Genomic DNA, 26,822 nt, shown 5'->3' with positions numbered 1-26,822 from the left:
TATTAAACTATTTTTTGTTTTATCGTTGATTGTTGTAAAACTTGTTCTACTGGGCCATCCATGACGATTTTGCCTTCATTCATGACAATAATTCGGTCAACTAGCTCCAAAACGGCACGTCGATGTGTTGCAACAACTAAAGTCCGATAGCCTAACCAAGTTCTTAAATGATCAATCAATTGTTTTTCAGCCACATCATCAATCGCAGCTGTCGGTTCATCTAATAGCAAAATATTTGGCTGACGAATTAACAATCGTGCCAATAATAAGGCTTGTCGCTGACCACCAGAGAAACCAACGCCCCCTTCTAAAATTAAATGGTCTAGACCTTCTTTTTTCTCATGAACAAAACTAAGCGCTCCTGTGACTTTCAATGCCTTTAAAATATCTTCGTCACGAGCTAAGGGCGCACCCAGTGTTAAATTTTCGCGGATGGTGCCATAAAACAGATGTGAGTTCTGATTCAGCAACCCCATATCACGACGTACATCAGCAGGGTCAATTAGACTGATATCCAAATCATCTAAATGTACTGAACCTGCATTTGGAAATTGCATTGCCGATAAAATTTGTAAGAGTGTTGATTTACCTGCACCATTACGCCCTAAAATCGCAATCCGCTCGCCAGCACGAATTTTAAGATGAGGAATCGCAAGACTAGGTCGTGAATCATCTTCAGTATATTGGAAGGAAACATTTTTCAGCTCATAGTCACCATGTAATACTTCCTTATGCACCAAGTGCGCATGATCTGCCTGATCCACAGGTTTTTTCATCAGCTCATCAAGACCTTTTTTCGCCACCTTCGCTTGTTGTAAACGGCCTAAGATACCTGTGATCTGTGAAATTGGTGCCAGCATCCGTGAAGATAAAATCGAACAGGCCACCAAGGCACCTGTGGTCATCTCACCCTTCATTACGGCAAAACATCCAACCAGAATAACCGCTGCATAGGTTAAACCCTGAATTTTCTGTGTCCATGCCGTGAGTACACCTACAATCTTACGTTGTTGCATACTGATATCAGCAGATACTTCATTCATATGGTTCCACTGGTTTTGGAAACGAGATTCAGCGCGTAATAATTTAATGTCCTCAATACCTTGTACTGCTTCGACTAAAATTGCATTACGAATCGAAGATTCACGCATCCCTTCTTGCGCCAGCTGTGCCAATTTTTTTTGCGCTAAAATCGCAGGCAAGATCATTAAAGGCACGACCAACAACATCACCCAAAATAAATTACCGCCAATAATTGCAAAGATAATCAGGAATAAAAAGAAGAACGGTAGATCTGCAATCGCCCCCATCGTTGTTGAGGTTACTAACTCACGGACACCTTCTAATTCACGAACTTGGGAAATAAAAGTTCCTGTTGATTTAGAGCGTTCGCTATTCTTAATTCGCAGTGCATGCCCAAACACCCGATCAGAAATACGTAAATCTGCACGTTTACCTATAATGTCCGAGATATAAACCCGAGAAAGTCTTAACACAAATTCAAAAATAGCAGCAATCAGTACACCACCTGCCAATACCCAAAGCGTAGGAATAGACTGCGATGGCACTACTCGGTCATAAACTTGCATTGAAAAAATAATCGTCGCCAGAGCCAAAATATTAGCAATCATCGAGGCCAACATGATATCGATATAGCGTTTCCAGTCTTGTAATACAATTGACCAGAACCAACTTGGCTCATAAGGTTTTATATATTCATCAATACGTGCATCGGGGACAGACTGCTCGGGGCGAAGCACATAAACATTTTTAATAATATGCTTTAGGGCCCCAACAGCAAATTTTTGAGATAAGCCTTGATCACCACTCAATTGAACACTGACATGACCTACACCATCTGCCTTATCAATAACGCCTACTTGACCATCTGCCAACTCTACAAGAACAGGCAATCGCCAAGGGTTAATCACTTCATTGGTAAAAGCAACCTTTCTGAGATTTAAACCAATCTGTCGGCTGATGAGCACCAAGACTTCATCCAAATTTTGGTTCTGGTTCCAGTCAAGTTGTAAACGAATCCGTTCCTCAGAAGGCTCAATTCGGTAATGCTTGGCAATGGTTAAAATTGCTTGTAACCAAGGCTGATAGTTTATTTTTGTTGTAATCATGGCTGTACCTCAAATCCTTGGATTTTTATATTATTGAGGTCATAGGCTTGGCGAGAACGTCCTGTCGCAGCAATATATTGAGCAATACTGCTGTAAATGTCATAACGTGCTGTTTCTGCCTCTGAATTCGCACTATGAATCGCCTGTTCTGCATTTAACAGATCGACCAGAGTTCGTGTTCCCAACTTATATTGTTCTTGATAAAGTTCTCGGGTTCGTATTGTTGTTGCTTGTTGTCCTGCCAAAACCTGCATTTGGCGTTGTTTATTTTCAATTTGTTCTCGGCTGGTTCGTATCTGATCCAACACCTTTAAATAAACCGCATTAACTTGTGCTTTTGCTGCCTCTTCAGCGAAACTCGCTGCCCTAGTTTTTGAAGATGTTGCCCCGCCTTGATAGAACTGGCTAGTGGCTTCAAACATTATGGCACTATCAAAGCCACCCTCTTTGTCATTGCCAGGGTTCCTACCGTGCAAAGCTTGGCTCAGTTCTCCTTTTACAGATAGTGTCGGATAATTACTGATCTGTGTCTGTAACTTTTGATTACGTGCAACTTCAATTCCAGCCTGAGCAGCAATCATTTGCGGAATAGTATTGAATTGCGGTGCGGCATATAAATCAGACTGTTTCACGAAATCATCTGAAATTGCCCATTGTACATTTCGAGTATCAAACCCCAACAAAGTATACAAATGTTGCTGATATTGGCTGAGTAAGGATTGTTGAGCAATCATCGCTGATTGAGCAGATTGTAAATAGGATTGAGCCTGTATCGGGTCAGCCTGACTACTAATTCCCGCATTGGCACGCAGATTTGCCATCTCTTGGATACGCTTAATTCCTGCAATCTGCTGATTCGCAATTTGAATAAGCTTTTGATAACGCTGAATATTAACAATTGTTTGTGCAACATCTAATGAAATATCATCAATTTTCACTAACACATTGGCTTGTCCAACCACTACTTTAGCTTTTTCGACATCAACACCCGATTTAACTTTACCAAAATCATAAAGCATCTGTGCAGCACTTAAAGTGAGTAACTGTTGGCCCCGCGTACTTTTCTTGCCTAGATCGCCAGTACTAACGCCACCGCCAATTTGAGGATAATAGCCCGATTTAGCGACATCAATATTGGCATTTTGCGAAGCCAGAGCTGCAATCCCTTGAGAGATTTCAGGATTACGCTGTACCGCAATCTGTACTGCATCTTTGAGTACTTTCCTCTGATTCTGCCAGAAAGCGCTTGGAACTGTATCTACTTGAGGGCGGCCTGATCCAACTACAGGCAAATCACTACCAAGTGAGGCATCGACAGAAAAATTACTCAATTTCTGCATTTGTGCCACTTTAAATTCATCACTGCTTTTGGGTACAAAGAGCTTAGAAATATTGTTCTTTAAAGTGTGATACTGTTCACTCGGTGTTGTTGCATGTGTCATTGGTACAGACAGTGTTGCTACATAAAGTAACCACTTAAAATCCATACTTTTTTTCCATGATCCATTATTCACTTTTATATCGTTGTTCAAGTTCATATTTTTTTCGTATTGTTATCATTCAGCACTTTCATTTTAAGCATTTTTTTATCAAAAACACTACGTTCCACATACAATTTAGTCGCTAGATATGTGTGTATTTTTGTAAATCAGTTCACACTTTTATAGATTATGCCAAGATAATCAAACTTATAAAATATTTATCTATCAATATGTTATTTAAAAACCAACTTATTCCCATTTATATAATTTAAGATTTTTAAAATTTTGCCATAAAAAAAGAACCTGACGGTTCTCCTTTTAAAAGTGACAATCGGTTGATTTAAACGACGAAATCATCACCTAAATACACTTTACGCACTTGCTCATTATCTAAAATTTCTTGTGGCGTTCCTTCTGCAATCACAGAACCTTCACTCACAATATAAGCTTTTTCACAAATTGCTAAAGTCTCACGTACATTATGATCGGTGATCAGAACGCCAATGCCACGATCTTTAAGCGTTTGAATAATTTCTTTAATATCACCAACAGAAATTGGATCAACACCCGCAAATGGCTCATCCAGAAGCATAAACTTAGGATCGGCAGCCAAAGCACGTGCAATCTCGGCACGACGACGCTCACCACCAGATACACTCATACCAAGCGAATCTTTGATATGGTTGATTTTAAAGTCATTTAACAACTCGTTTAGACGCTGCTGACGTTGTTGTTTATTCAAATCTTTACGGGTTTCCAAAATTGCCATGATATTTTCAGCAATTGTCAGCTTTCTAAAGATTGATGCTTCCTGTGGTAAATAGCCAATCCCCTTACGTGCACGCTCATGCATCGCAAGGTCAGACAAATCAAGACTGTCTAAATGAATCTCGCCTTTGTCCATTCGCACTAAACCAACCACCATATAGAAGCTTGTCGTTTTACCTGCACCATTTGGTCCAAGTAGACCCACGATCTGCCCACTTTGCATGGTAAAAGAAACATCTTTTACCACCCAACGTTTACTATAGTTTTTAGCCAAGTGTTTGATACAAAGCGTCTGTGGCTGCTGCACTGATTGTTCCATTAATCACGCGCCCCTGGAAAAGTTTTTGAACTTGAAGGTGGAATAATAATTTGCACACGATTTGTTGAAGATCCTTGTGCCTCTACATCACCTTTATTCATACTGTATTTTAAGCTATTACCACGAATGCTTGAGCCATCCTGATAAAGATATGCTTTACCCGTTAAGGTAAGAATACCTGTGTCTGCATTGTACACGATGGTCTGTGCTTCACCTCGGGCTAAGCCTTTGTTCGTGTCCATTTGCTGCTGAAACTTTGCTGGCTGGCCTTTGGCTGTAATGATCTGAATCTCTTTTTTGCTATTTAAATTTGCAACAAGTGAATCAGCTTGAAGCTTCATTGTGCCTTGTTCGATTACTACATTACCAGTATAGGTCGTAATACCTGTTTTATCGTTATAGGTTGCACGATCCGCAACCAATGAAAGCTGTTGGTTACGATCCGATGGCAAAGCAAAACTGGTCGCAGAAGAAAGTGTAACTACAGCAACACAGCTTAGTTGTTTAAGGAAAGTAGAACGAGATTTGAAATTAAGAACTTGGCGCATACTTTCCTCGAATTTTATAAAACTCATATTGACCATTATTTAAATTAGCCTTGAGACCCTGACTCACAAATTCAGCAGATGGTGATTGAACGATCACTTGGTGTTGTGTTTCAAGCTCTCTTGTTTTTGGATAACCAGTAAGTTCATCTGTATGAAACTCTAATTTGTTACCCTGATCGGACAGTTTCGTTGCAACAACATCTCCAAGCAAAATGACTTTACTATTATCATCATAGCCATTTGCTTGTTTTGCATAGAATGTTGCATCAGGTTTGCCCTGTTTGTACATAACCGCATTCAGCTGCTCAAGCATTGACGTTTTTTGTTGCATATCCTGCTGTAGCTGTTTAACTTCAGCTCGCATATACAAATTGCCCTGCTCGTCAGTTTGGGTTAAATGAACACCTTGCGCTGAATAGGTCATATTCTTTGCTGAATCAACATCCAATTTTTTTGCTTTGCCACTAAAATAATAATAGCCACCACTGATCGAAGCGACTACCACAGCAACAACATATAAAACTTTGGTATCCATAAACAGGGTTACCTAACCTTTGAGCCAATCAACACTCTATTAATGTGGTACAGCAAGATATTTTTCAAGAAGTTCTTGGTAAACACCTTTTGCCATCAACAACATATCGCATACTTCTCGTACAGCACCACGACCACCCATCGCTTGGGTCACTAAATTTGCACGACGACGTACTTCTTCATGTCCATTCGGCACAGTGACTTTCATACCAGCAATAGCAAACGCAGACAGATCAGGCCAATCATCACCCATATAAATACAATCTTCAGGTAATAAATTTAACTGAGCACACGCTTCACGCAATGCTAGCCCTTTGTCCTCGCGCCCTTGAAAGACGAGATCAACACCAAGATCAGACATCCGTTTTTCAACAATCTGACTTTTTCGACCTGTGATAATAATCACTTTCATACCCGCTTGTTGAACCAGCTTCATTCCCAAGCCATCTCGGATATCAAATGATTTAATCTCATCGCCTGAATTGGTTAATGTAACAAAGCCATCGCTCAAAATCCCATCCACATCAAGTACCAGTGCTTTTAAATGACGTGCTTGTTCTTGTAAAGCATAAGATGCCATGGCTTAATTTACTCCTGCCTGAATGAGGTCATGCATACTAATCACACCAATGACTTTATTGGTATCATCAACAACTACAAATTGATTCACTTTTCTCTCATGCATTTTTTCTAATGCTTTTACTGCACGAGCTTCTTGAGAAATCGTTAGTGGATTTTTAGTCATTACTTCAGAAACAGCCAGATTCACATTAAAACCTTGTTGCTGGTCAATCATACGACGTAAATCACCATCGGTAAAAATACCCAATAAGGTATCATTTTCATCAACAATCGTGGTTAAACCCAGACGTTTATCCGAAATTTCATATAACACTTTATTCATTGGTGTATCAGGTCGAACTTTAGGTAGTTCATCACCTGTATGCATTAGATGCTTAACATGCAAAAGCAAACGTTTACCTAATGCTCCTGCAGGATGTGAACGTGCAAAATCATCTGCGGTAAATCCACGTGCTTCCAATAGTGCAACAGCTAGAGCATCACCCAAAACTAAAGTTGCAGTTGTACTTGAGGTTGGTGCCAAACCAAGAGGGCACGCTTCATCTGCCTCGCCTAAGGTCAGGGCAACATCTGCATTTTGTGGCATCGGCCCTTTATCATCGCGACTAATGGTAATTAATGGCACTTCTAAATGTTTGATTAATGGCATCAACATCATAATTTCATCACTCTTCCCCGAGTTAGAAATTGCAATCAATACATCACCACGTACCAACATCCCAAGATCACCATGCCCAGCTTCGCCAGGATGCATAAAGAATGATGGAGTACCTGTCGAAGCAAAGGTAGCAGCCATTTTACGGCCAATATGACCAGATTTTCCCATACCCGTAATCACAACACGCCCTTTGCATTGCAAAAGTATCTCGCATGCAGCATCAAAACGTTCATCAATTTGTGCAGCAAGAACATCTATGGCTTGTTGTTCGACACGCAATGTTTCTAATGCGCTTTTCTGGAAATCTATGGCTTGTGACATATGAGTTTGACTCAAAATAATACTCTATCCACCTGATGGTAGATGATTTTAATCAAAAGAATGTTGCAGATTCTAGCATATTTGCACATCCTACACGTTTCTAAATGTATAAGTTTTCTTAGAAAATGAAGGAAAATAACGATTTCTTTTCGGTTCGCCTAGCCAACAAAAACACTATATTCGAGTAAAAAATAGATTCCACAATTTTATTTCATAACTTTAATCACCAACTTACTTTGACACTTCGGATTTCTTTATCTGAATATGCAATCACATTTGCCTGACCTGAGTTTTCAGAAATAGAAATACTGGAAACATAGTACTGAAACCCATTTCCCAGTTGTTGCCTAGCTAATTCTTTAGCTTTCTTTTCTGACTCTCCACTTCCTATTAAGATAAACATCCCAAGCATAAAGATGAATAGAAAAGCACTCGATAAATAAGCTGATATTGGCTTCCCTGTTGGATAGCCAGACTGAGCGAATAACCTCAATACTTCTGGTGTAGAAAGCTGACGATAAACCCAAATAAGGAATAAGAAAAAAATAACAATGAACAGAAATGTGCCTAATGCAGACCAAACATTGAGTTTTAATTTAAGGAGCAACAAGTCAAAAGGCATTAATAGGCTTACCCCTACAACAATCCCAATTAACATAATAGAAAAAAATACACTAAACCATCTTGCTATACGTGCAGTTTTTATACTCCCCTTGATCAGAAAAATTCCAATAATCACAGAAAAAATATTAAAACTTGATGAATATGCAATTTTATTTATTATGCAATAGAGCATCAAAATGATATCAAGAATACCGATCACAAATAATACAATACCGACCTTCTTAAAAGGATTTTGTGTAGAATCCATATAATTCTTAATCACTACAAATTTTATAAGCATCTTGATTTATAGCAGATTGATTTTCAAATTAAATTTTTACTCTGTTTTCGATGTTTCACTCAAATTGCTTAATTTTACTTATCCTTTTCAAAGTCCCACAATGATTTCAGACAAACTACACTCATCATAGACACGAAAAAACTATCTTATGCCTCATCTTTTTTCTACTGATAACTTTATGAAATATGGTGCATACGTTATGATGAATAACGATTTTTGTAGAGTGTTTGAAAACCCTTATGCAACCTTTTGTTCTATATAATTCTGAGCAACGTAAAAAAGTTGAATTTGTCCCACGCAAAGAAGGTCAAATCGATATGTATGTATGTGGTATGACAGTTTATGACTACTGTCATATCGGGCACGCTCGAGTTATGGTTGCATTTGACTACATCATTCGCTTCTTACGTAGCCAAGGCTGGAAAGTTCGCTATATTCGTAACATTACCGACATTGATGACAAGATCATTGCGCGTGCAAATGAAAATGGTGAAAGCATTCAACAGCTCACTGCACGCTTTATTGATGCAATGAACGAAGATGCAGCTAATTTAGGCTGTGCCGAACCTGATGAAGCGCCTAAAGCGACTGAATATATTGATCAAATGCAAAATATGATCGGCACATTAGTCGATAAAGGTACTGCTTACCCTGCTGCTAATGGTGATGTCTATTTTGAAGTAACAAAATTCGATAAATATGGTCGTTTATCAGGCCGCAAACTTGATGACATGCAAGCAGGTGCATCTGAGCGTGTCGATGTAGAAGTACAAAAGAAACATCCTTTTGACTTTGTTCTATGGAAACATGCCAAAGAAAATGAACCTGCTTGGGCATCACCTTGGGGCAATGGCCGTCCAGGTTGGCATATTGAATGTTCTGCAATGTCAACCTGCTGCCTAGGCAATCATTTTGATATTCATGGTGGTGGTTCAGATCTGATGTTCCCGCACCATGAAAATGAAATCGCACAAAGTGAGGCATCGACTGGCGAACAATATGTAAACTATTGGATGCATGTTGGTTTCATCAATGTAGATGGCGAGAAAATGTCTAAGTCTTTAGGCAATTTCTTTACCATTCGCGATGTCATGGAGAAATTCCATCCAGAAGTGATTCGCTACTTCATCGTGTCTTCACATTATCGTAGTCCAGTCAACTTCTCCGATGTGGCCCTAAAAGAAGCTAAAACCGCTCTGAGCCGTTTTTATCATTCATTTAAAGCTTATCAACAGGTATATGGTCAAACAACTGTTGATACCTTAGAGCAGGGCTTTGTTGAACGTTTTAACAATGCCATGTGTGATGACTTCAATACAGCTGAAGCAATGGCAGTACTTTTTGAACTGAATAAAGAACTAAACCGTGCAGTGAAAGATGAACAAGCTGAACAAGCCACGCTGCTTTACTCTACGCTACGCCATTTAACTGACATTCTTGGCTTGGTTCAGCATGATGTTGATGAATTCCTCAAATCAGATATTGGTCAGGAAGCACTTACCCTATCCGATGCTGAAATTGAAAATTTTATTCAACAGCGTGTTGATGCGAAAAAAGCCAAAGACTTTGCTCAAGCCGATGGCATTCGCCAGTCTTTATTGGATCAAGGTGTGGTTTTAGAAGATACGCGTCAAGGTACAATCTGGCGACGTGCTGATTAATTAAACACTTAGCATTATAAAGAGTTGACACTTGAATGAAACTCTCTATAATGCGTCCTATTGCGGGAATAGCTCAGTTGGTAGAGCATAACCTTGCCAAGGTTGGGGTCGGGAGTTCGAGTCTCCTTTCCCGCTCCAGATTCAAAAAAGCCCTTATCGAAAGATGAGGGCTTTTTTTCTTATGTGCACTACCCACCCAAAAGTCAGACAAACTTTACACATTTAATTTAATGTAATATTATAACATAACATTTAATATGGAGACTCAACATGAAAGTTTGCTCATCCCTTAAAAGCGCAAAGCGCCGTAGCCCTGATTGCCAGATTGTAAAACGTCGCGGCAAGTTATTTGTCATCTGCAAATCCAATCCTCGCTTCAAAGCAAGACAAGGTTAACTTGTCTTGCTTTACCAAAGGTTAAACAACCCTTACATTCCCTTACTACCATTTCTCCTTTAAATTTCATAACTTAGATATTACTGTTTTCACGAGGTTATATCTAAGATGAAAAAATCACTAATCGCAATTTCTTTGGCATCTATTTTTCTAGTTGCATGTAACAAAGCAGAAACCCCTAAAACAGATGAACAAACCCCTCCTGCAACCACAACAGAAGCAACATCTGAAGTCGTTGCTGATAGTGCACATACAGCAGAAAACTCACTAGACTGGAATGGCACATACAAAGGTGTTCTGCCTTGCGCAGATTGTGAAGGGATCAAAACTGAGCTTGAACTCAACCAAGACAAAACTTATGAGTTAAAAGAAACTTATTTAGGCAAAGGTGATGGTAAAACATTTGAAAGCAAAGGTAGTTTTAGCTTTGATAGCACCAACACCTCTATCATTGAGTTAGACAAAGCTGGTGATGGCCGTAAGTACTTTGTTGCTGAGGGTTACTTAAAAGCCTTAGATATGGAAGGCAAAGAAGTTACTGGTGAATTAGCCGACAAATACGAACTTAAAAAAGAAGCTGAATAATCAGTGACGCCTTAAAAATCCATGAGTCAAAATGAGATTTTAGCAGGCAATAAAAAACCCAGTCATCATGACTGGGTTTTTTTAGAAGATACGAATTACTTCGCAGCAGCTTGAGCAGCAGCAACTTCTTCTGCAAAGCTCATTTCAGCTTTCTTCTCAATACCTTCACCCACTTCGAAACGAGTGAATTGAGCTACAACAGTACCAGTTGCTTTTAATACATCAGCAACTTTCTTGTCGTTATCAATAACATACATTTGACGATCAAGAGCAACTTCGTTCAAGTATTTGTCAACTGAACCAGTTACCATTTTCTCAACGATGTTTGCAGGCTTACCAGATTCTAAAGCTTTCGCTTCAGCAATTTCTTTCTCTTTAGCGATCAAGTCAGCTGGAACAGCTTCAGCATTTACAGCAACTGGGTTGAACGCAGCAACGTGCATTGCAATACCTTTACCAGTGTCAGCATCACCTGTGTAAGAAACAACAACACCGATTTTTAAACCGTGCTTGTAAACAGCCAAGTTTTCGCCTTCAACGATTTGAGCGCGACGAACTTGAATGTTTTCACCAATTTTTTGAACAAGTGCAACACGAGCTTCTTCTACAGTCGCACCGTCTTCAAGCTTAAGTTCAGCAATTTTCGCAGCATCAGTTTCGCCAGCAGCAAGCGCAGCAGCAGCAACTTTATCAGAGAAGTTTTTGAAGTTTTCGTCTTTAGCAACGAAGTCAGTTTGACAGTTAACTTCAACAAGAATTGCTTTGTTACCGTTTTGAATAATAGTGATCGCGCCATCAGCAGCAATGTTACCTGCTTTTTTAGCAGCTTTTGCTTGACCTGATTTACGAAGGTTATCAATCGCAAGTTCGATGTCACCGCCTGCTTCTGTTAATGCTTTTTTGCATTCCATCATTGCAAGACCAGTACGGTCACGTAATTCTTTTACCATGCTCGCAGTAACTGCAGTCATGTTGATCTCCTAAAATCGGTAGAAAATAAATCTGTTCAACAAAAACGGCCCAAAGAATCTCTGGGCCGTTTGCAATCTCGACGCTTTAATTTGCCACCATTACATGTCGCAAAAATGACAAGCTTGCGTCAAAACGCATTAAGCCTCAGAAGCGTCTTTAGCAGCGTCGTCGCCTTTAGCTTGTGCATTTGCTTGTGATTGAGCATATTCTTTACCAGCAAGAATCGCATCAGCCATAGCAGAAGCATATAAAGTAACTGCACGGATCGCATCGTCGTTCCCCGGAATAACGTAATCAACGTTGTCTGGGTTAGAGTTTGTATCAACGATACCGATTACAGGAATACCTAAGTTTTTCGCTTCTTTGATTGCAATCGCTTCGTGATCAACGTCGATTACAAATAATGCGTCAGGTAAACCACCCATGTTCTTAACGCCGCCTAAAGCACGTTCAAGTTTTTCCATCTCACGAGTACGCTCTAAAGCTTCACGTTTAGTAAGCTTAGCAAAAGTACCATCTTGAGATTGAGTTTGAAGATCTTTTAAACGGTTGATAGATTGGCGAAGTGTTTTCCAGTTCGTCAACATACCACCTAACCAACGGTGATCTACATATGGTTGACCAGCGCGTTGAGCTTGTTCACGGATGATGTTAGAAGCAGCTCGTTTTGTACCAACGAACAATACTTTGTTCTTTTTGCTCGCCAAGTTGTTAACGAAGTTCAAAGCATCATTTAACGCAGGAACAGTGTGCTCAAGGTTGATGATGTGAATTTTGTTACGCGCGCCAAAAATGTATTGACGCATTTTTGGGTTCCAGAAACGAGTTTGGTGACCAAAGTGTGCGCCTGCTTGAAGAAGGTCGCGCATGCTTACGTTGTAATCTGCCATTTTCTTTACCTTAAAGTTTGGGTTAGGCCTCCATATATCCGCATTCTCCACCTATTGCTAGGCACCCAGAGTAATGTGTCGATATATGTGCGGATTTTTTTACGACTATTGTTATCAGATATCTTCGTAAAATATATTCACGAAAAGCATTTGATAAAATAGGCGGCTATTTATACCATAGACGCTTGCAAATTACCAAAAGTTTTTAGAGATCATGAATACAACTTATACGGCCCCTCGTCGATTAATCAAAACACCTGAAGAAATTGAAAAGATGCGTGTTGCAGGGAAATTGGCGGCTGAAGTTCTAGACATGATTAAACCGCATATTAAAGCGGGTGTGAGCACACTAGAACTCGATACAATCTGTCGCAATCATATTGAAAATGTTCAACACGCGATTCCTGCATGTGTGGGCTATGGTGCTGCACCAGGCCGCCCCGCATTCCAACATTCTATTTGTACTTCGGTTAACCATGTGGTTTGTCATGGTATTCCATCTGAAAATAAAACCTTAAAGAACGGTGATATTCTTAACATTGATGTAACAGTCATTAAAGATGGTTATCACGGCGACACCAACATGATGTATATCGTGGGTGGTGAAACTTCAATTCTAGCCAATCGTTTATGTTCAGTGGCTCAGGAAGCGATGTATCGGGGTATGGCAACAGTTAAAGATGGTTCATATCTGGGTGATGTCGGCTATGCAATTCAACAATATGTAGAATCTGAACGCTTTAGTGTTGTGCGTGAATATTGTGGGCATGGGATCGGCAATGTATTCCATGATGAGCCACAAGTTCTGCACTATGGCCAAAAAGGTACGGGTATGCGTCTAGAGGCTGGCATGACCTTTACCATTGAACCAATGGTCAACGCAGGTGTTTGGCAGACTAAACTTTTAGGTGATAAGTGGACGGTTGTCACAAAAGATCACAAGTTATCTGCTCAATACGAACATACCATTTTGGTAACACAAACAGGAATCGAAGTTTTAACTGCTCGCCCTGAAGAAGATCTATCACGTTTTATGTAATTCATAATTCTTGAATTATTTTTAAAAAGTCACTTAGGTGGCTTTTTTTATCTCTTCACAATTCCTTCATCAATTTATTTAAAGCAAACAATTTTTTTCATAAGAATAACAATTATAAAATTTAACTAAACAAAGCCTGTCGAAAAATAGCGTTATGGTGAGCGCAAGAAAAATCCTAAAAACGTTTTGGACATGGAGTCCCACGATGATGAAGAAATCATTCGCTTGCCTGATTACAGGCATATGTGCCCTACCGACACTTACTTTCGCAGACTCACCTTATTTTAGTCTGAAAGATGGTGATGGGTTTAAACGCTTTTCAGTTTCTGTAGGTGCTTTATATGTAAAACCAACAGGTAAAGCTCAACCTGTAAAAGTTAATACAGCTGTAGCAAATGGAGAGCAATCCAAAGTTGGAGATGTTTCAATAAAAACTGTGAAAGGCAGCATATCCAAAGATATGGATCCTAATCTATCAACTGCTTTCATTGATTTTCTTGATGCTCTCGGACAAGAAAAGCTACCAGGCTCATTAAGTGGTAATGCTGAAATCTATGGGTTAAATGAATGGAACAATCCAGGGACAGGATTAGAAGCTGATGATGTAATGACTTTAGGCATCATGACCAACTATTTTTTCACAGACAATGTTTCGCTTGAAATTAAGGCTGGTATCCCACCAAAGGTCGACATTCAAGGTAAAGGGCAAATTTATGCACCATTAACCGCTACAGCTCATCCATCTATAGAACTTCCTATTATTGGGGGTATAGGTCTACCCTCCATTGATTTAGAGAAACAAATTTTCATTACAGACCTAGAGGCACATGGTACGGCAGCAACAGCAAGAGCATGGACGCCTGCATTTGAATTTCAATATCACTTCGGTAAAACAGGTGTGAATAAATTCAGACCTTATGTTGGATTAGGTCTAATGTATGCATATTTTAATGAGCTAAAAATCAACTCTGCAATCGAAAATGATCTCATCAATGCGGGACATATGATCGTCAATATTAAAGACGGTAAAGCAGGTGCGGCATTGGATCAAAAGACCAGCTCTGGCGATCCAAAAGTTAAATTAGAAGCTTCAGATGCATTTGCACCGGTTGCCACTGCTGGTTTTACTTATGATTTTAACGATCGATGGTTTGCTGTCGGCTCTGTTTCATACGCACACCTTACTGGGGAGGCAACAATAACAGTGAATGATGATAAATATGGAGAGCTAATCCGTGCAAAAACAGATATCGAGATTAATCCTATTTTAGGATATGCAGGTGTTGGCTACCGTTTCTAGATTTCAATTGATAAAAAAGCAGCGAGTGCTGCTTTTTTATTGTGCTGCCTTTCAAAGCATCGTGATCAAAAATCACGCACTACGAGAACGCAATTTTCACAAGATTGTCTGACATAGAAACCTTTTACTTACTCCCCCACATTGATAACAATGTTCTTATTCAGCTTAATCCTCATATAAACACTTTGATGATTAACACTTTAAATTATTCATTTGGTTAATTTATTTTTCTGGCACGGCACTTGCTATATATCAAGCATGTTGAATCAACGATGATTCATAAACCAATTTGATGACGGCCAACGACGTCCGTTCTGTTCGATTTGCTTAAGCAGCGTAATGACTAAGCAAAATAAATGACGTGCAGTTCAGGAGAAAGTTATGTCTTCACCAATGAATATTGATGCAAAAAAAGCCACTGAAATAAAATTATTTAGCTTTTCCACACCTGCCATGCGTGCCTTCCATATGACATGGCTGGCATTCTTCGTATGCTTCTTCGCATGGTTTGCCTGCGCTCCGCTCATGCCTGTTATCAAAGGCGAGTTCAATTTAACCAAAGATCAAATTGCTAATATCAACATTGCAGCCGTTGCGATTACCATCTTAATTCGACTCATTGTTGGTCCATTGTGTGATAAATACGGCCCACGCAAGACCTATACCGCTCTTTTATTGCTCGGCAGTATTCCTGTTTTTGGTGTTGCGGCCGCCAATACCTATGAATCATTCCTGTTCTTTCGCCTACTCATTGGAGCAATTGGCGCGAGCTTTGTAATTACTCAATACCATACCAGTGTGATGTTTGCACCAAATGTAGTGGGTACTGCCAATGCTGCTTCTGCGGGTTGGGGGAATGCAGGTGGTGGTGCAACTCAAGCCATCATGCCTTTAATTCTTGGTGCTATCGTCATGTTTGGTGTAGAACAAGCAATGGGGTGGAGAATCGCATTACTTGTACCAGGCATCATGATGTTAATTGTGGGTGTTCTCTATTGGAAACTTACTCAAGATTGCCCACAAGGAAACTTTAAAGAATTGCGTGAGCAAGGTATCGATGTTGGGAACGGTAAAAAAGGTGGTGTTGCCATTCTAATGCAAGCTGCACGTAATTACCGTGTTTGGATTCTATTTGTGTCTTATGCTGCATGTTTTGGTATTGAGATTTTTATTCATAACATCGCTGCAATGTACTATGTCGATCACTTCAACATGGGACTCAAAGAAGCAGGTCTAACTGCAGGTATTTTCGGTCTGCTCGCCTTGTTCGCCCGCGCACTCGGTGGTTATCTTTCAGATAAAGTTGCAATTTCTAAAGGCTTGGATGGTCGCACTAAAGTATTGTTTATCCTAATCTTATGTGAGGGTTTATTCCTAATTCTATTCTCACAAATGAATACCTTAGCACTTGCCATTATCAGCATGACCGTTTTTGCTTTATTTACCCATATGTCTTGTGGTGCGACCTATGCCCTTGTTCCATTCATTGATCGTAATGCTTTAGGTGGTGTCGCAGGTATCATTGGTGCAGGTGGTAATGTTGGGGCTGTTGCGGCAGGCTTTTTGCTCAAAGGCTTACTGGACATACAAACCTGCTTAATGATTTTAGGTACTCTAGTGACTGTAGCTGCATTCAGTGTCATCTTGATCCGCTTCTCAGTCGAGCATAAAGCCAAAGAACAACAACTGTTTGAACAGGCCGTACTCGAACGCAATTCTCTTGCTTAATTATATCAACCTCAGTGTGGGGTAACTTATCCCACACGCACTTTAAATTAAATACTGATTACTATTTTTCAGGGGTCTCAATATGAAATTGAATCTTCTTGGCTTTGCCATGCTCGGATGTTTAGCCAATACTACTTTTGCAGCACCAACACTTTATGGCGAAATTGATGCCAGTTTAGATTATTTGCCAGAGAAAAATGCCCACAGTTCAAACAAGGACGTCTGGGAAATCAGCTCAAATAGTTCGTATCTCGGTGTCAAAGGAGATGAAAAACTGACTGAACGTCTAAGCGCAGTTTATGCGATTGAATGGGGATTGAGTGCTGATGGGGATGGAACTGACTGGACGCAACGAAACCGTTTTGTCGGCTTAAAGGACAGTCAACTCGGTACCATCAAAGTGGGTAAATATGATACGCCCGTCAAACAGCTTTCAAGCACAGTCGATATTTTCAATAACTATGTAGCAAATAAAGCGGATATCGGTGGCATCTTTACTGGAGAAAACCGCATCGACAATGTTGTTGTGTATGAATCTCCTGCAATCAATCTACTGAATGGCTCAGTAAAACTTAATGCTCTGCTTGCAAGTGGAGAATCCTCTGGCATCAAGACATCCAGTGGCGGTGCCAAAGTCGCTGGTCGAGGCTTAGGAGATGCGTGGTCGGCGAGTCTGGTCTATGAACACCCCCTTTTTGTTGCAGGTTTTGGCTACGATAAAGCCATTCCAAGTACTTTTTCTGGTCGAGGCTTTCTCAATGTTGCCACTGGGCAAGCTTATACAGCCGACACACAAGCTTTTACCGCAGCAAATACAATTCGAGCTATTGGTCGTTTAAATCCAATTGAAGGTTTAGCAATTAAAACCTTGTACCAACGTTCCGAGGTGGAAGAAACCACCTATGCTGACCCAGCTGATGCAACTAAATGGATAACTAAAGCCAATAATATTGATGATGCCAAAGGCTGGTTAGTCGGTGCAGAATACACGCTTCCCAATGCAAAAAAATGGTTAATCAAAGCCCAATATAGCCAAAATGATACCCGCTTTAAAAATAACGTTGCCGACTTTAAAGCTAAACAGATCATGGCTGGCGCTGACTATGCCTTCAATAAACAAGTAAAAAGCTACGGCTATGCTGGCTATTTAACCCTTGAGAAAGCCGATAAAAAAGATAAACAACCTGTGGTTGGACTTGGCCTAGAATTTAAATTTTAGCAACTCAATTAATCAAGGTACCAAAAAACAGGAGTAGCTGGACGCTATTTCTGTTTTTTTGACTTCCTAATTATTGCTTACCTATTTCAGCCTTACACTTTATATTGCTCAAATAAATGCTGCTTAACAGTATCTAATATTTTTAATGCTAATTCATGGTCTACTGAGCGAGCGAGTGTGAGCGCGCCTGATAACAGACTCAACTGGATAACCGCATTCTCAGATATCCGTTCTTGATCTTTTGGGTTCAATGAATCAAGTGAACTCAAAATCGAAAGCAATGATTCCACACCTTGATGAAATGACTGTTTTACTGGTTTTTCACTAGACTCCCTTGCAACATCGCCACTTAAGGACGATAGAGGGCAACTTGCTCCAGGATTTTCCAAATTTCGCTCAGATAAATAACCATTAAAAATATCATGCAGTGCTGTTTTCTCATTATCGGATGCATCTATGATGGCTTCCCACTTTCCCACCGATTGCTGAAAAATATCTTTGCAAGCGATATCAATCAATTCATCCTTATTTTGAAAATGTTTGTAAAATCCACCGTGTGTTAAGCCTGCAGCTTTCATTAAATCTGCAACACTTATAGCAAAGCCCTTTTCTCGTATCAATCGCGATGTCGTATGTTCAATATTCTTTCTATTTTCTATCGCTAACTTTTTAGACACACGTGGCATAAGCAAACCTTCTTAACTCAATAAAAATAAAGAATCAGCAATTCATCATCTATAGATAAAAAGTATTTTAGCATTCCCAATACATATTATTATAGATTATAGTTGTAATCTATTTTAATATCGTTCAATCATCATCTGAAAGCCCCCTACAGCAAAGGATAAATACGGACAGTGTATGAACAACAACCAAGATTCAAATTTCTCTAAAACTTTGATTATGATGCTGATTGGGAGTGCGCTGATTCTTGCCCTTTCATTGGGTGTACGCCATGGTTTTGGGTTATACCTTGTTCCAATGAGTGAAAGTTTTGGCTGGGGCCACCATATCTTCAGTTTTGCTATTGCCATGCAAAATCTGATTTGGGGAGCAGCGCAACCATTTACGGGCGCAATCGCAGATAAATACGGTACTAAAAAGGTAGTTATGGCAGGTGGCGTACTCTATGCCATCGGCTTAGTTCTTATGGCATTTAGTTCGACAGGTCTTTTACTAAATCTCAGCTTAGGTCTCGTTATTGGACTTGCTTTATCAGCCACATCATTTACTGTATTACTTTCTGCCGTAGGTCGCGCTGCACCACCAGAAAAACGCAGTATGGTGATGGGAATTGCCAGTGCAGCAGGTTCATTTGGGCAGTTTATTATGCTGCCCTCAACTCTGTTACTCCTTAAAAACATCGGTTGGTCTTCTGCTTTGCTGGTGAGTGCCTTTGCTATTGCATTCATTGTCCCCTTGGCTTGGTTATTGAAATCCCCTTCTTCTACACCACCTAAAGCGCTAAATCAGCCAAGTTTAAGCTTTAAACAGGTTTTACACATTGCAAGAAAACACAAACCTTTTTGGTGGTTATCGCTCGGCTTTCTAGTCTGTGGTTTCCAAGTCGTATTTTTAGGGGTACACCTGCCTGGTTATTTAATCGATCATGGCTTTGATGCCACAACAGGTACGATATTCCTAGCACTAGTCGGCCTATTTAATATTATAGGAACTTATGGTGCAGGCTGGTTGGGTGATCGTTATTCGAAACCAAAGCTACTCATGTTGCTCTATGGTTTACGCGGTATTGCAATTATTGCTTTTCTCTTGCTCCCTCTCAGCACATTGACCGTTTATAGTTTTGGGATCATCATGGGTCTACTCTGGCTTTCAACTGTTCCGCTTACCAACGGAATTGTGGCCAATATGTTTGGGGTCAAATATTTATCTATGCTCAGTGGTATTGTCTTCTTTACCCATCAAATCGGGTCTTTTTTCGGTGGCTGGCTTGGTGGGGTGAATCACGATATTGCAGGCAACTACAATATGATTTGGTTAGCCTGTTTAGTACTGAGTGCTTTTGGTGTTGTTATCCATCTTTTCGTGAATGAAGAGGCTGTGATTCATGACTAATATAGAGCGTCATTTTAAATTGGTGTTGTTTGTCACGCTTCTGTGCTTGATGAGTCTTTCGATCTTGATCTGGTTTCAAACCCCTGATTTATTTGAGTACTTCAACCAAGCATTTTGTGCACATTAAAGCAGATAGCTCGTGCTTAATCTTTGTCATATAAACATCAAAGCTCTGTCATCAAACCATCAAATTTCGATGCTTTAATGAAAAATAAAAACGTCGATAAAATGCAAAAAGCGTGTTGATCAGTCGATCAACACGCTTTTTTTTATGACTTCAAATAAATAAAGGCTGCTCATCAGCAGCCCCATTTATCATCAAAGCGATGCTACTGTTGACGCTTAGGCAATGGAATATATTGCGATTGTGCATTTTGCTGCACTTTACGCTCTCCAACCTTAACCTGTAAGGTTTGTTGTTTGCCTTCACGCTCAATCACCACATCAATTAAACTTTCTGGTGCTTGTAAAGCAACATAATTGATCAGATGTGATGCAGATGAAATTTGCTCATTATTCACTTGAATAATCTTATCGCCACGCTTGATCCCTGCGGTATCAGATGGTCCGCCACGTAATACATCCGCAACAGTTATACCAATCGGCTTCGCTGCCAAAACATCTTCATCGATGTTATTTGGAATTAAGCTAATGCCCAACCAACCACGCACTACACGACCATCTTTCAAAATCGAGTTTAGTACTTGCTGACAAACCTTCGCAGGAATTGCAAAACCAATCCCTAACGAACCACCAGATTGCGAGAAGATTGCCGTGTTCACACCGATCAGATTCCCTGCAACATCAATCAATGCACCGCCAGAGTTACCTGGGTTAATTGCCGCATCGGTTTGAATAAAGTCTTCATAGGTATTAATACCTAAATCAGAGCGACCAGTTGCTGAGATAATCCCTTGTGTCACGGTTTGACCCACACCAAATGGATTACCAATCGCGAGCACAACATCGCCCACTTCATTACCACTTAATTTAAATGGCAGTACAGGTAATTTGTCTAATTCAATCTTAATGACTGCTAAATCAGTATCTGGATCTGTACCAATCACTTGCGCTTCAGCACGACGACCATCTTGTAAAGCCACCACAATATGCTCAGCTTGTGCAATGACATGATTATTCGTCAAGATATAACCATCTGCACGTACAATCACCCCCGAACCCAAACTGTTTTCGTTTTGAGGTTGTTGTGGCATTTGATTGCCAAAAAACTCACGAAACACAGGATCATTCAACAATGGATGATTCATCTGCTTTACTTTCTGCGTGGTAAAAATATTCACCACAGCCGGTGCTGCCACTTTTACCGCGGCACTATACGAAACCACTCCGCCCGTACGTGTCGTATCAATCAGTGGTTCAACCTTCTCTGCTGGCATTTTTACGCCATCAGCAGCCACTGTTGGCTTCGGTTGATGTGATTTCTGCCAAGCCAGAAAACTAAATATAACAAGAATGAGTAATACCCAAGGTAACCATGTAAATGCACGGCGCACGTCTATTATCCTCTAGGCGAAATTATGTTATTAACCTAATTAATTGAAGAACTGGAAGTTTCCACCATTGTAAAGTAAATTGCTTAAAATCAATGCAAAAGTTAAAAAAGTTTTGTCTAGCTTTAGTTACATTTAAAAATATGTTTTTATGGTTGCTTAGAAAAGATGTAAAACTTTGAGGAATCGCATGGCAAATTTGCATGATATTGTGCAATGGTGTAACCAAACTTTAAAAACAAATGAATTTAAAGATTACGCACCAAATGGCTTACAGATTGAAGGCAAGCCTGAAGTCAATAAAATTGTATGTGCTGTGACTGCGTCGGAAGCTGCCATTGATGCAGCGATTGCTCAACAAGCCGATGCCTTACTGGTCCATCATGGCTATTTCTGGAAAGGTGAACCCTACCCAATTACAGGCATGCGCGGCAATCGCATCAAGAAACTGATTCAAAATAATATTTCTCTGATCGCCTACCATTTACCTTTGGATGCACATCCAACTTTGGGCAATAACATCGCCATTGCCGATTTGATCGGTTTACACGACCTCGAAGCTTTGGATCCAAGCGAAAAGCATCCAATTGGCAACATTGCCTATTTATGCGATTCACTTAGCCCTGAACAATTTAAAGCAAAATTACAAAGCATTTTTGACTTTAACGTGCTTCATTTGCCGAGTGATAAAACTGCAATTAAAAAAGTAGGCTTCTGCACAGGCGGTGCGCAAGACTTTATTGGCAAAGCAGCTCAAGCAGATTGTGATGCTTATATATCTGGTGAAGTCAGCGAACGTACTTTTTATGAAGCGAAGGAACTCGGCGTACATTATTTTGCATGTGGACATCATGCGACTGAGCGTTATGGTGTACAACGTTTAGCGCAAGCAATTGCACATCAGTTTTCAATCAAAACGGAATATTTTGAACTCAACAATCCGATCTAGTTCGAGTCAACCATATGAAGGAGTGGAATTATTTGCACTCCTTCTCTTCATAATATTTAAATGAATCCATTTTCAACTTAAAATTCACCCTAGCATCGCCATCAATGCAACCTCCTTGCTGTATCTTCGAGCTTATAAAACTAAACTCAGAACAAATTCCCCTTCTTTCGTTAGCAAGTCAATTCCAGACCGAAAAAAAACAAATGATAAATAAAATTTATTTTTCCTTTAGTTTTACCAATATTAAAGTAAATGATAAACATATTGATTATCATTTACTTTTAAATGAATAATGAAAGCGCTTAAATTCATCGTAATAAAACCACATTGATTACAAAAGGAATCAAACCCATGGCTTATTCTTTACCTGCGCTTCCCTATGCTTATGATGCACTTGAACCTAACATTGATACCAAAACCATGGAAATTCATCATAGCAAACACCATCAGACGTATATCAATAATATTAATGGCGCAATTGAAGGCACAGAATGGGAAAAACTTCCTGTCGAGGAACTGGTCGCCAAAGTAAATGAAGTCCCTACTGAGCTGAAAAATATGGTGATCAATAATGGTGGCGGACATGCTAACCATTCACTTTTCTGGACAGTCATGAGCCCACAAGGTGGTGGTGAACCTACAGGTGATATTGCTGAAGCAATTGATCAGCAACTTGGTGGCTTTGATGCATTTAAAGATGCATTCACCAAAGCAGCGATTAGTCGTTTTGGTAGTGGCTGGGCATGGCTGAGTGTGACACCCGAACGCAAATTAGTGGTCGAAAGCAGTGGTAACCAGGACTCACCTCTTATGCATGGCAATACACCTATTTTAGGTTTGGATGTATGGGAGCATGCATATTATTTAAAGTATCAAAACCGTCGTCCTGAATATATTGCTGCATTTTATAATGTGGTGGATTGGAATGAAGTCAATCGTCGTTATCACCAAGCATTGCAAGCTAAAGCTCAGTAATTTTCGCGTCAGCTAAACCTAGCTCAGCATCTCTAGAAAAAACGGGTTAGAGTCTTTTAGAACGTTCACTAAACGAGCTAAAAACTCTAATCATTGTTGTATGGTATATGTCTCATAACGAAATTTTTTGCATATTTTGTGTATTAAAAGACTGCCCTATTGTCTATAGAATCATTTACAATAAAGGCACTTAATGTAAAACCCAGCAAATTTGCAAGGAATGAAACATGACAACCATTACTTTACCTGCACTTCCATATGGCTATGATGATTTAGCGCCACACATCACTCGCGAAACTTTAGAATACCATCACGACAAACACCACAATACTTATGTTGTTAACTTAAACAACTTAATCAAAGGTACTGACCTTGAAGGTAAAACTTTAGAAGAAATCATTAAAGCGTCTGCTGGTGATGCATCTAAAGCAGGTATCTTTAACAATGCTGCGCAAGTATGGAACCACACGTTCTACTGGAACAGCATGAAGCCAAATGGTGGTGGTAAACCTACAGGCGCGATTGCAGCGAAAATTGAAGAAGCTTTTGGTAGCTACGAAAAGTTTGCAGAGGAATTTACTGCCGCTGCAACAACTCAATTCGGTTCAGGTTGGGCTTGGTTAGTTGCTGATGAAGTAAACGGTAAATTATCGATTACTAAAACTGCCAATGCAGACACTCCACTTGCACATGGTCAAGTTGCTGTATTAACAATCGACGTATGGGAACACGCTTACTACATCGACTTCCGCAACTTACGTCCTAAGTACATCGCAACTTTCTTAGAAAGCTTAGTGAATTGGGACTATGCAAATGCAAAACTTGCAGGTCAACCAGCGGGTGTTGAGAAATAATTTATTATTTCCCAAACTAAAAAACTGCTCTTTATGAGCAGTTTTTTTATGCTTATATTTTGATGGAATCATTCAACTCAGCCATTCAATTCACTTGCTCTTTTTAAATAAAGTCTCTTTTACATCGCTCTTAAATTAATAAAGATAGACCTACTCTCATTGAATAATTTTTTTCAATAGAAAGCGTCTCATCACTAATAATCAGAAAGGCCATAATTAGTTTTCTTGAAACAAAGATTCAGTCTTAACGCCGTATGTTAAAGCAATAAAAAAACCCTGCTTTCGCAGGGTTTTCTTTTGAATCAGTTCAGTGCTTAGTGAGCAGCGAATTGGTTCATTGTGTTTTTAGCATCATCGTGTGCTTTAAGAGCGTTGTCACCAGAGAAGATTTCTTTGTGATCATCACCGATGTCAGAACCCGCCATTGCTTGGTGTTTAACACAAGCAATACCACCACGGATTTCTTTACGTTGTACGCCAGCAACATAAGCCAACATACCTTCAGAACCGAAGTAACCTTGTGCAAGCTCATGAGTAGAAAGAGCAGCAGTGTGGTAAGTCGGAAGTGTGATCAAGTGATGGAACACACCTGCTTCACGAGCAGCATCTGCTTGGAATGTACGGATCTTAGCGTCTGCATCAGCAGCTAATTCAGTAGCATCGTACTCAGCGCTCATTAATTTAGTACGGTCGTAAGCAGAAACGTCTTTACCTTCAGCAACCCAACGGTCGTAAGCTTGTTGACGGAAGTTTAAAGTCCAGTTGAATGATGGGCTGTTGTTATAAACAAGCTTCGCATTTGGAACAGTTTCACGTACACGGTTAACCATGTGAGCGATTTCTTCTACGTTTGGAGTCGCAGTTTCGATCCAAAGAAGGTCAGCACCATTTTGAAGGCTAGATACACAGTCAAGTACAACACGATCAATTTGAGTGTCAGCACGGAACTGATATAAACCAGAAGCTAAACGCTTAGGACGGTGTAATTTACCATTACGTTTGATCAAGATTTCATCTTCTTGAGCATCAGCGATGTCAATTTCAGTTGTGTCTAAGTAGCTGATGTATTGAGAAGCGATGTCGCCTGGCTCTTTAACCACTGGGATTTTTTGAGTCAAGTCAGCGCCTTCAGAGTCAGTACGCGCAACGATGATACCGTCATCAAGACCCATTTCTAAGAATGCATAACGTAATGCATGGATTTTAGCGATGAAGTCTTCGTGTGGAACTGTTACTTTACCAGCTTGGTGACCACATTGTTTCGCATCAGATACTTGGTTTTCGATTTGAAGTGCACAAGCACCCGCTTCGATCATCTTACGTGCAAGTAAGTAAGTCGCTTCTTCGTTACCGAAACCAGCGTCGATGTCCGCAATAATTGGCACAACGTGAGTTTGGAAACCGTCGATTTGAGCAGTGATTTCAGCAGCTTTAGCAGTATCACCAGCTTCGTTTGCTTTTTTAAGCGCACGGAATAAATCGTTAAGTTCTTTCGCATCAGCTTGACGCAAGAAAGTGTAGATTTCTTCGATCAAAGCAGGTACAGAAGTTTTTTCATGCATAGATTGGTCAGGAAGTGGACCAAATTCTGAACGAAGTGCAGCAACCATCCAACCAGAAAGGTAGATATAGCGACGTTCAGTTGTACCGAAGTATTTTTTGTTCGCAATCATTTTTTGTTGCGCGATAAAACCGTGCCAGCAACCTAATGATTGAGTATATTTGCTAGAATCAGCATCATAAGCAGCCATATCACGACGCATAATCGCAGCTGTATATTTAGCAATATCTAAACCAGTTTTGAATTGGTTTTGCATTTGCATACGCGCAGCATCTTCTGGGCTAATATCGCGCCAAGTGTCGCCGAATTTTGCTTTTAGTTCGCGGATTGCATCAATCGCTGTTTGATATGTAGACATGATATATTCCTTTTGCGGATTGGCATCGAATGATTGCTAATAAATCCTGATTTTAATTAGTCTAGATTTAAAGCACCTCATCAACATGTATCACAGCTTAGTCTTTGGCAAGTGTTTTATCCAATATTCTGGCTTAATCTTCAGTATTTTCTAAAAAAATATATGTATAACCATTTTTCAAAAATACAAAAAATACAATGCAAATAACTGTTTTTATTTACCTTATAAAATACACAACTAGAGCCAACCATCAAATTTCAGACTCATTTTCTAGACTCATCAGTTCAGAAAAAGCTAAATTTAGGTTATCTAAACTACAGAAAATGACAATTTTCAGGTTTGTTTTGCCTCAATTTGAATAAAAAATTACGCCATAAAAAGCCGCTAAAATTAAAGAATTCGACAAAATGTGCCAAGTTGAAACATAAGCATTGACGCTGTTGCTTTTATGTAGGATTAAGTTACACAAATCCCTTTGGATATGTCATAATTCAAGGCAATTCA

At 39.8% G+C, this 26,822-nt stretch carries 25 protein-coding genes and 1 tRNA gene; 13 read left to right on the top strand and 13 right to left on the bottom strand.

The annotated features are described in order from the left end of the window. Positions 1-2 precede the first annotated feature (2 nt). The 8 genes from F3J02_RS10405 to F3J02_RS10370 all read right to left on the bottom strand — a co-directional run bounded on the left by F3J02_RS10405 (position 3) and on the right by F3J02_RS10370 (position 8,211). Positions 3-2,126: a type I secretion system permease/ATPase gene (locus F3J02_RS10405; RefSeq protein WP_167249515.1), complete on the bottom strand. Its 2,124-nt coding sequence runs from the start codon at positions 2,124-2,126 to the stop codon at positions 3-5. Beyond that, on the bottom strand, positions 2,126-3,616 hold the full coding sequence (locus tag F3J02_RS10400; protein ID WP_171526093.1) for a TolC family protein: 1,491 nt from the start codon (positions 3,614-3,616) through the stop codon (positions 2,126-2,128). Before F3J02_RS10400 ends, F3J02_RS10405 begins: the two co-directional genes overlap by 1 nt. Before the next feature lie 334 nt (positions 3,617-3,950). After that, positions 3,951-4,697 carry an LPS export ABC transporter ATP-binding protein gene (gene lptB / locus F3J02_RS10395; RefSeq protein WP_167249055.1) on the bottom strand — a complete coding sequence of 249 codons (747 nt, stop codon included), beginning with the start codon at positions 4,695-4,697 and terminating at the stop codon, positions 3,951-3,953. Beyond that, complete coding sequence (gene lptA, locus F3J02_RS10390) at positions 4,697-5,245, bottom strand: lipopolysaccharide transport periplasmic protein LptA (protein ID WP_167249053.1); 549 nt, start codon at positions 5,243-5,245, stop codon at positions 4,697-4,699. The genes lptB and lptA overlap by 1 nt, the downstream gene beginning before the upstream one ends. After that, entirely contained in the window at positions 5,229-5,780 is a 552-nt protein-coding gene (gene lptC / locus F3J02_RS10385) for an LPS export ABC transporter periplasmic protein LptC (RefSeq protein ID WP_167249051.1), read from the bottom strand. The genes lptA and lptC overlap by 17 nt, the downstream gene beginning before the upstream one ends. Before the next feature lie 39 nt (positions 5,781-5,819). Further along, a complete protein-coding gene (locus F3J02_RS10380) occupies positions 5,820-6,359 on the bottom strand; it encodes a KdsC family phosphatase (RefSeq protein WP_016163100.1) in 540 nt (179 codons plus the stop codon). Positions 6,360-6,362: 3 nt separating this feature from the next. Next, the gene (locus tag F3J02_RS10375) at positions 6,363-7,340 is read right to left on the bottom strand and encodes a KpsF/GutQ family sugar-phosphate isomerase (RefSeq protein WP_167249050.1); all 978 of its coding nucleotides are present in this window, start codon (positions 7,338-7,340) and stop codon (positions 6,363-6,365) included. Positions 7,341-7,563: 223 nt separating this feature from the next. Further along, positions 7,564-8,211 carry a hypothetical protein gene (locus F3J02_RS10370; protein WP_167249048.1) on the bottom strand — a complete coding sequence of 216 codons (648 nt, stop codon included), beginning with the start codon at positions 8,209-8,211 and terminating at the stop codon, positions 7,564-7,566. Between the two features lie 272 nt (positions 8,212-8,483). Between F3J02_RS10370 and cysS the strand changes: the two genes are divergently transcribed. The 4 genes from cysS (at position 8,484) to F3J02_RS10350 (ending at position 10,886) form a co-directional block, all read left to right on the top strand. Then, positions 8,484-9,905 carry a cysteine--tRNA ligase gene (gene cysS, locus F3J02_RS10365; RefSeq protein WP_167249046.1) on the top strand — a complete coding sequence of 474 codons (1,422 nt, stop codon included), beginning with the start codon at positions 8,484-8,486 and terminating at the stop codon, positions 9,903-9,905. 62 nt (positions 9,906-9,967) lie between these two features. Then, a tRNA-Gly gene (locus F3J02_RS10360) sits at positions 9,968-10,043 on the top strand. Between the two features lie 132 nt (positions 10,044-10,175). After that, positions 10,176-10,301: a type B 50S ribosomal protein L36 gene (gene ykgO, locus F3J02_RS10355; protein WP_081401646.1), complete on the top strand. Its 126-nt coding sequence runs from the start codon at positions 10,176-10,178 to the stop codon at positions 10,299-10,301. 108 nt (positions 10,302-10,409) lie between these two features. Next, positions 10,410-10,886, top strand: coding sequence for a copper resistance protein NlpE (locus tag F3J02_RS10350; protein WP_167249044.1), 477 nt, complete (start codon positions 10,410-10,412; stop codon positions 10,884-10,886). Between the two features lie 95 nt (positions 10,887-10,981). Here the strand turns inward: F3J02_RS10350 and tsf are convergent, their stop codons facing one another. After that, positions 10,982-11,857, bottom strand: coding sequence for a translation elongation factor Ts (gene tsf, locus F3J02_RS10345; protein ID WP_167249042.1), 876 nt, complete (start codon positions 11,855-11,857; stop codon positions 10,982-10,984). 138 nt (positions 11,858-11,995) lie between these two features. Next, positions 11,996-12,748: a 30S ribosomal protein S2 gene (gene rpsB, locus F3J02_RS10340; RefSeq protein WP_004652723.1), complete on the bottom strand. Its 753-nt coding sequence runs from the start codon at positions 12,746-12,748 to the stop codon at positions 11,996-11,998. A 214-nt stretch (positions 12,749-12,962) separates the two neighbouring features. Here rpsB and map point away from each other — a divergent pair, with 214 nt between their 5' ends. From map to F3J02_RS10320, 4 genes are all read left to right on the top strand, one after another. Then, entirely contained in the window at positions 12,963-13,787 is an 825-nt protein-coding gene (gene map, locus F3J02_RS10335) for a type I methionyl aminopeptidase (RefSeq protein WP_005202497.1), read from the top strand. Positions 13,788-13,992: 205 nt separating this feature from the next. Then, the gene (locus F3J02_RS10330; protein ID WP_167249040.1) at positions 13,993-15,087 is read left to right on the top strand and encodes an OmpW/AlkL family protein; all 1,095 of its coding nucleotides are present in this window, start codon (positions 13,993-13,995) and stop codon (positions 15,085-15,087) included. Positions 15,088-15,468: 381 nt separating this feature from the next. Beyond that, the gene (locus tag F3J02_RS10325) at positions 15,469-16,815 is read left to right on the top strand and encodes an MFS transporter (RefSeq protein ID WP_167249038.1); all 1,347 of its coding nucleotides are present in this window, start codon (positions 15,469-15,471) and stop codon (positions 16,813-16,815) included. Between the two features lie 82 nt (positions 16,816-16,897). After that, entirely contained in the window at positions 16,898-18,034 is a 1,137-nt protein-coding gene (locus F3J02_RS10320) for a porin (protein ID WP_167249036.1), read from the top strand. Positions 18,035-18,126: 92 nt separating this feature from the next. Here F3J02_RS10320 and F3J02_RS10315 read toward each other — a convergent pair whose 3' ends face one another. After that, positions 18,127-18,720 carry a TetR/AcrR family transcriptional regulator gene (locus tag F3J02_RS10315; protein ID WP_167249034.1) on the bottom strand — a complete coding sequence of 198 codons (594 nt, stop codon included), beginning with the start codon at positions 18,718-18,720 and terminating at the stop codon, positions 18,127-18,129. Between the two features lie 175 nt (positions 18,721-18,895). Here F3J02_RS10315 and F3J02_RS10310 point away from each other — a divergent pair, with 175 nt between their 5' ends. After that, positions 18,896-20,110 carry an MFS transporter gene (locus tag F3J02_RS10310; protein WP_167249032.1) on the top strand — a complete coding sequence of 405 codons (1,215 nt, stop codon included), beginning with the start codon at positions 18,896-18,898 and terminating at the stop codon, positions 20,108-20,110. Beyond that, a complete protein-coding gene (locus F3J02_RS18675; RefSeq protein ID WP_004808457.1) occupies positions 20,103-20,237 on the top strand; it encodes a hypothetical protein in 135 nt (44 codons plus the stop codon). Before F3J02_RS10310 ends, F3J02_RS18675 begins: the two co-directional genes overlap by 8 nt. A 202-nt stretch (positions 20,238-20,439) precedes the next feature. Here F3J02_RS18675 and F3J02_RS10305 read toward each other — a convergent pair whose 3' ends face one another. Continuing rightward, the gene (locus tag F3J02_RS10305; protein ID WP_167249029.1) at positions 20,440-21,624 is read right to left on the bottom strand and encodes a trypsin-like peptidase domain-containing protein; all 1,185 of its coding nucleotides are present in this window, start codon (positions 21,622-21,624) and stop codon (positions 20,440-20,442) included. Positions 21,625-21,811: 187 nt separating this feature from the next. Here F3J02_RS10305 and F3J02_RS10300 point away from each other — a divergent pair, with 187 nt between their 5' ends. The 3 genes from F3J02_RS10300 to F3J02_RS10290 all read left to right on the top strand — a co-directional run bounded on the left by F3J02_RS10300 (position 21,812) and on the right by F3J02_RS10290 (position 24,399). Continuing rightward, positions 21,812-22,570 carry a Nif3-like dinuclear metal center hexameric protein gene (locus tag F3J02_RS10300; RefSeq protein WP_167249027.1) on the top strand — a complete coding sequence of 253 codons (759 nt, stop codon included), beginning with the start codon at positions 21,812-21,814 and terminating at the stop codon, positions 22,568-22,570. A gap of 351 nt (positions 22,571-22,921) precedes the next feature. Further along, the gene (locus F3J02_RS10295; protein ID WP_167249019.1) at positions 22,922-23,545 is read left to right on the top strand and encodes a superoxide dismutase; all 624 of its coding nucleotides are present in this window, start codon (positions 22,922-22,924) and stop codon (positions 23,543-23,545) included. 227 nt (positions 23,546-23,772) lie between these two features. After that, positions 23,773-24,399, top strand: coding sequence for a superoxide dismutase (locus F3J02_RS10290; protein WP_004652711.1), 627 nt, complete (start codon positions 23,773-23,775; stop codon positions 24,397-24,399). A gap of 314 nt (positions 24,400-24,713) precedes the next feature. Here F3J02_RS10290 and F3J02_RS10285 read toward each other — a convergent pair whose 3' ends face one another. Beyond that, positions 24,714-26,318, bottom strand: coding sequence for an isocitrate lyase (locus F3J02_RS10285; protein ID WP_167249017.1), 1,605 nt, complete (start codon positions 26,316-26,318; stop codon positions 24,714-24,716). Positions 26,319-26,822: the final 504 nt, after the last annotated feature.

It is taken from the genome of Acinetobacter sp. Tr-809, assembly GCF_011753255.1.
Classification (GTDB): Bacteria; Pseudomonadota; Gammaproteobacteria; order Pseudomonadales; family Moraxellaceae; genus Acinetobacter.
The sequence above is the reverse complement of the archived record's forward strand: the minus strand, read 5'-3'. Positions and strand labels throughout refer to the sequence as shown.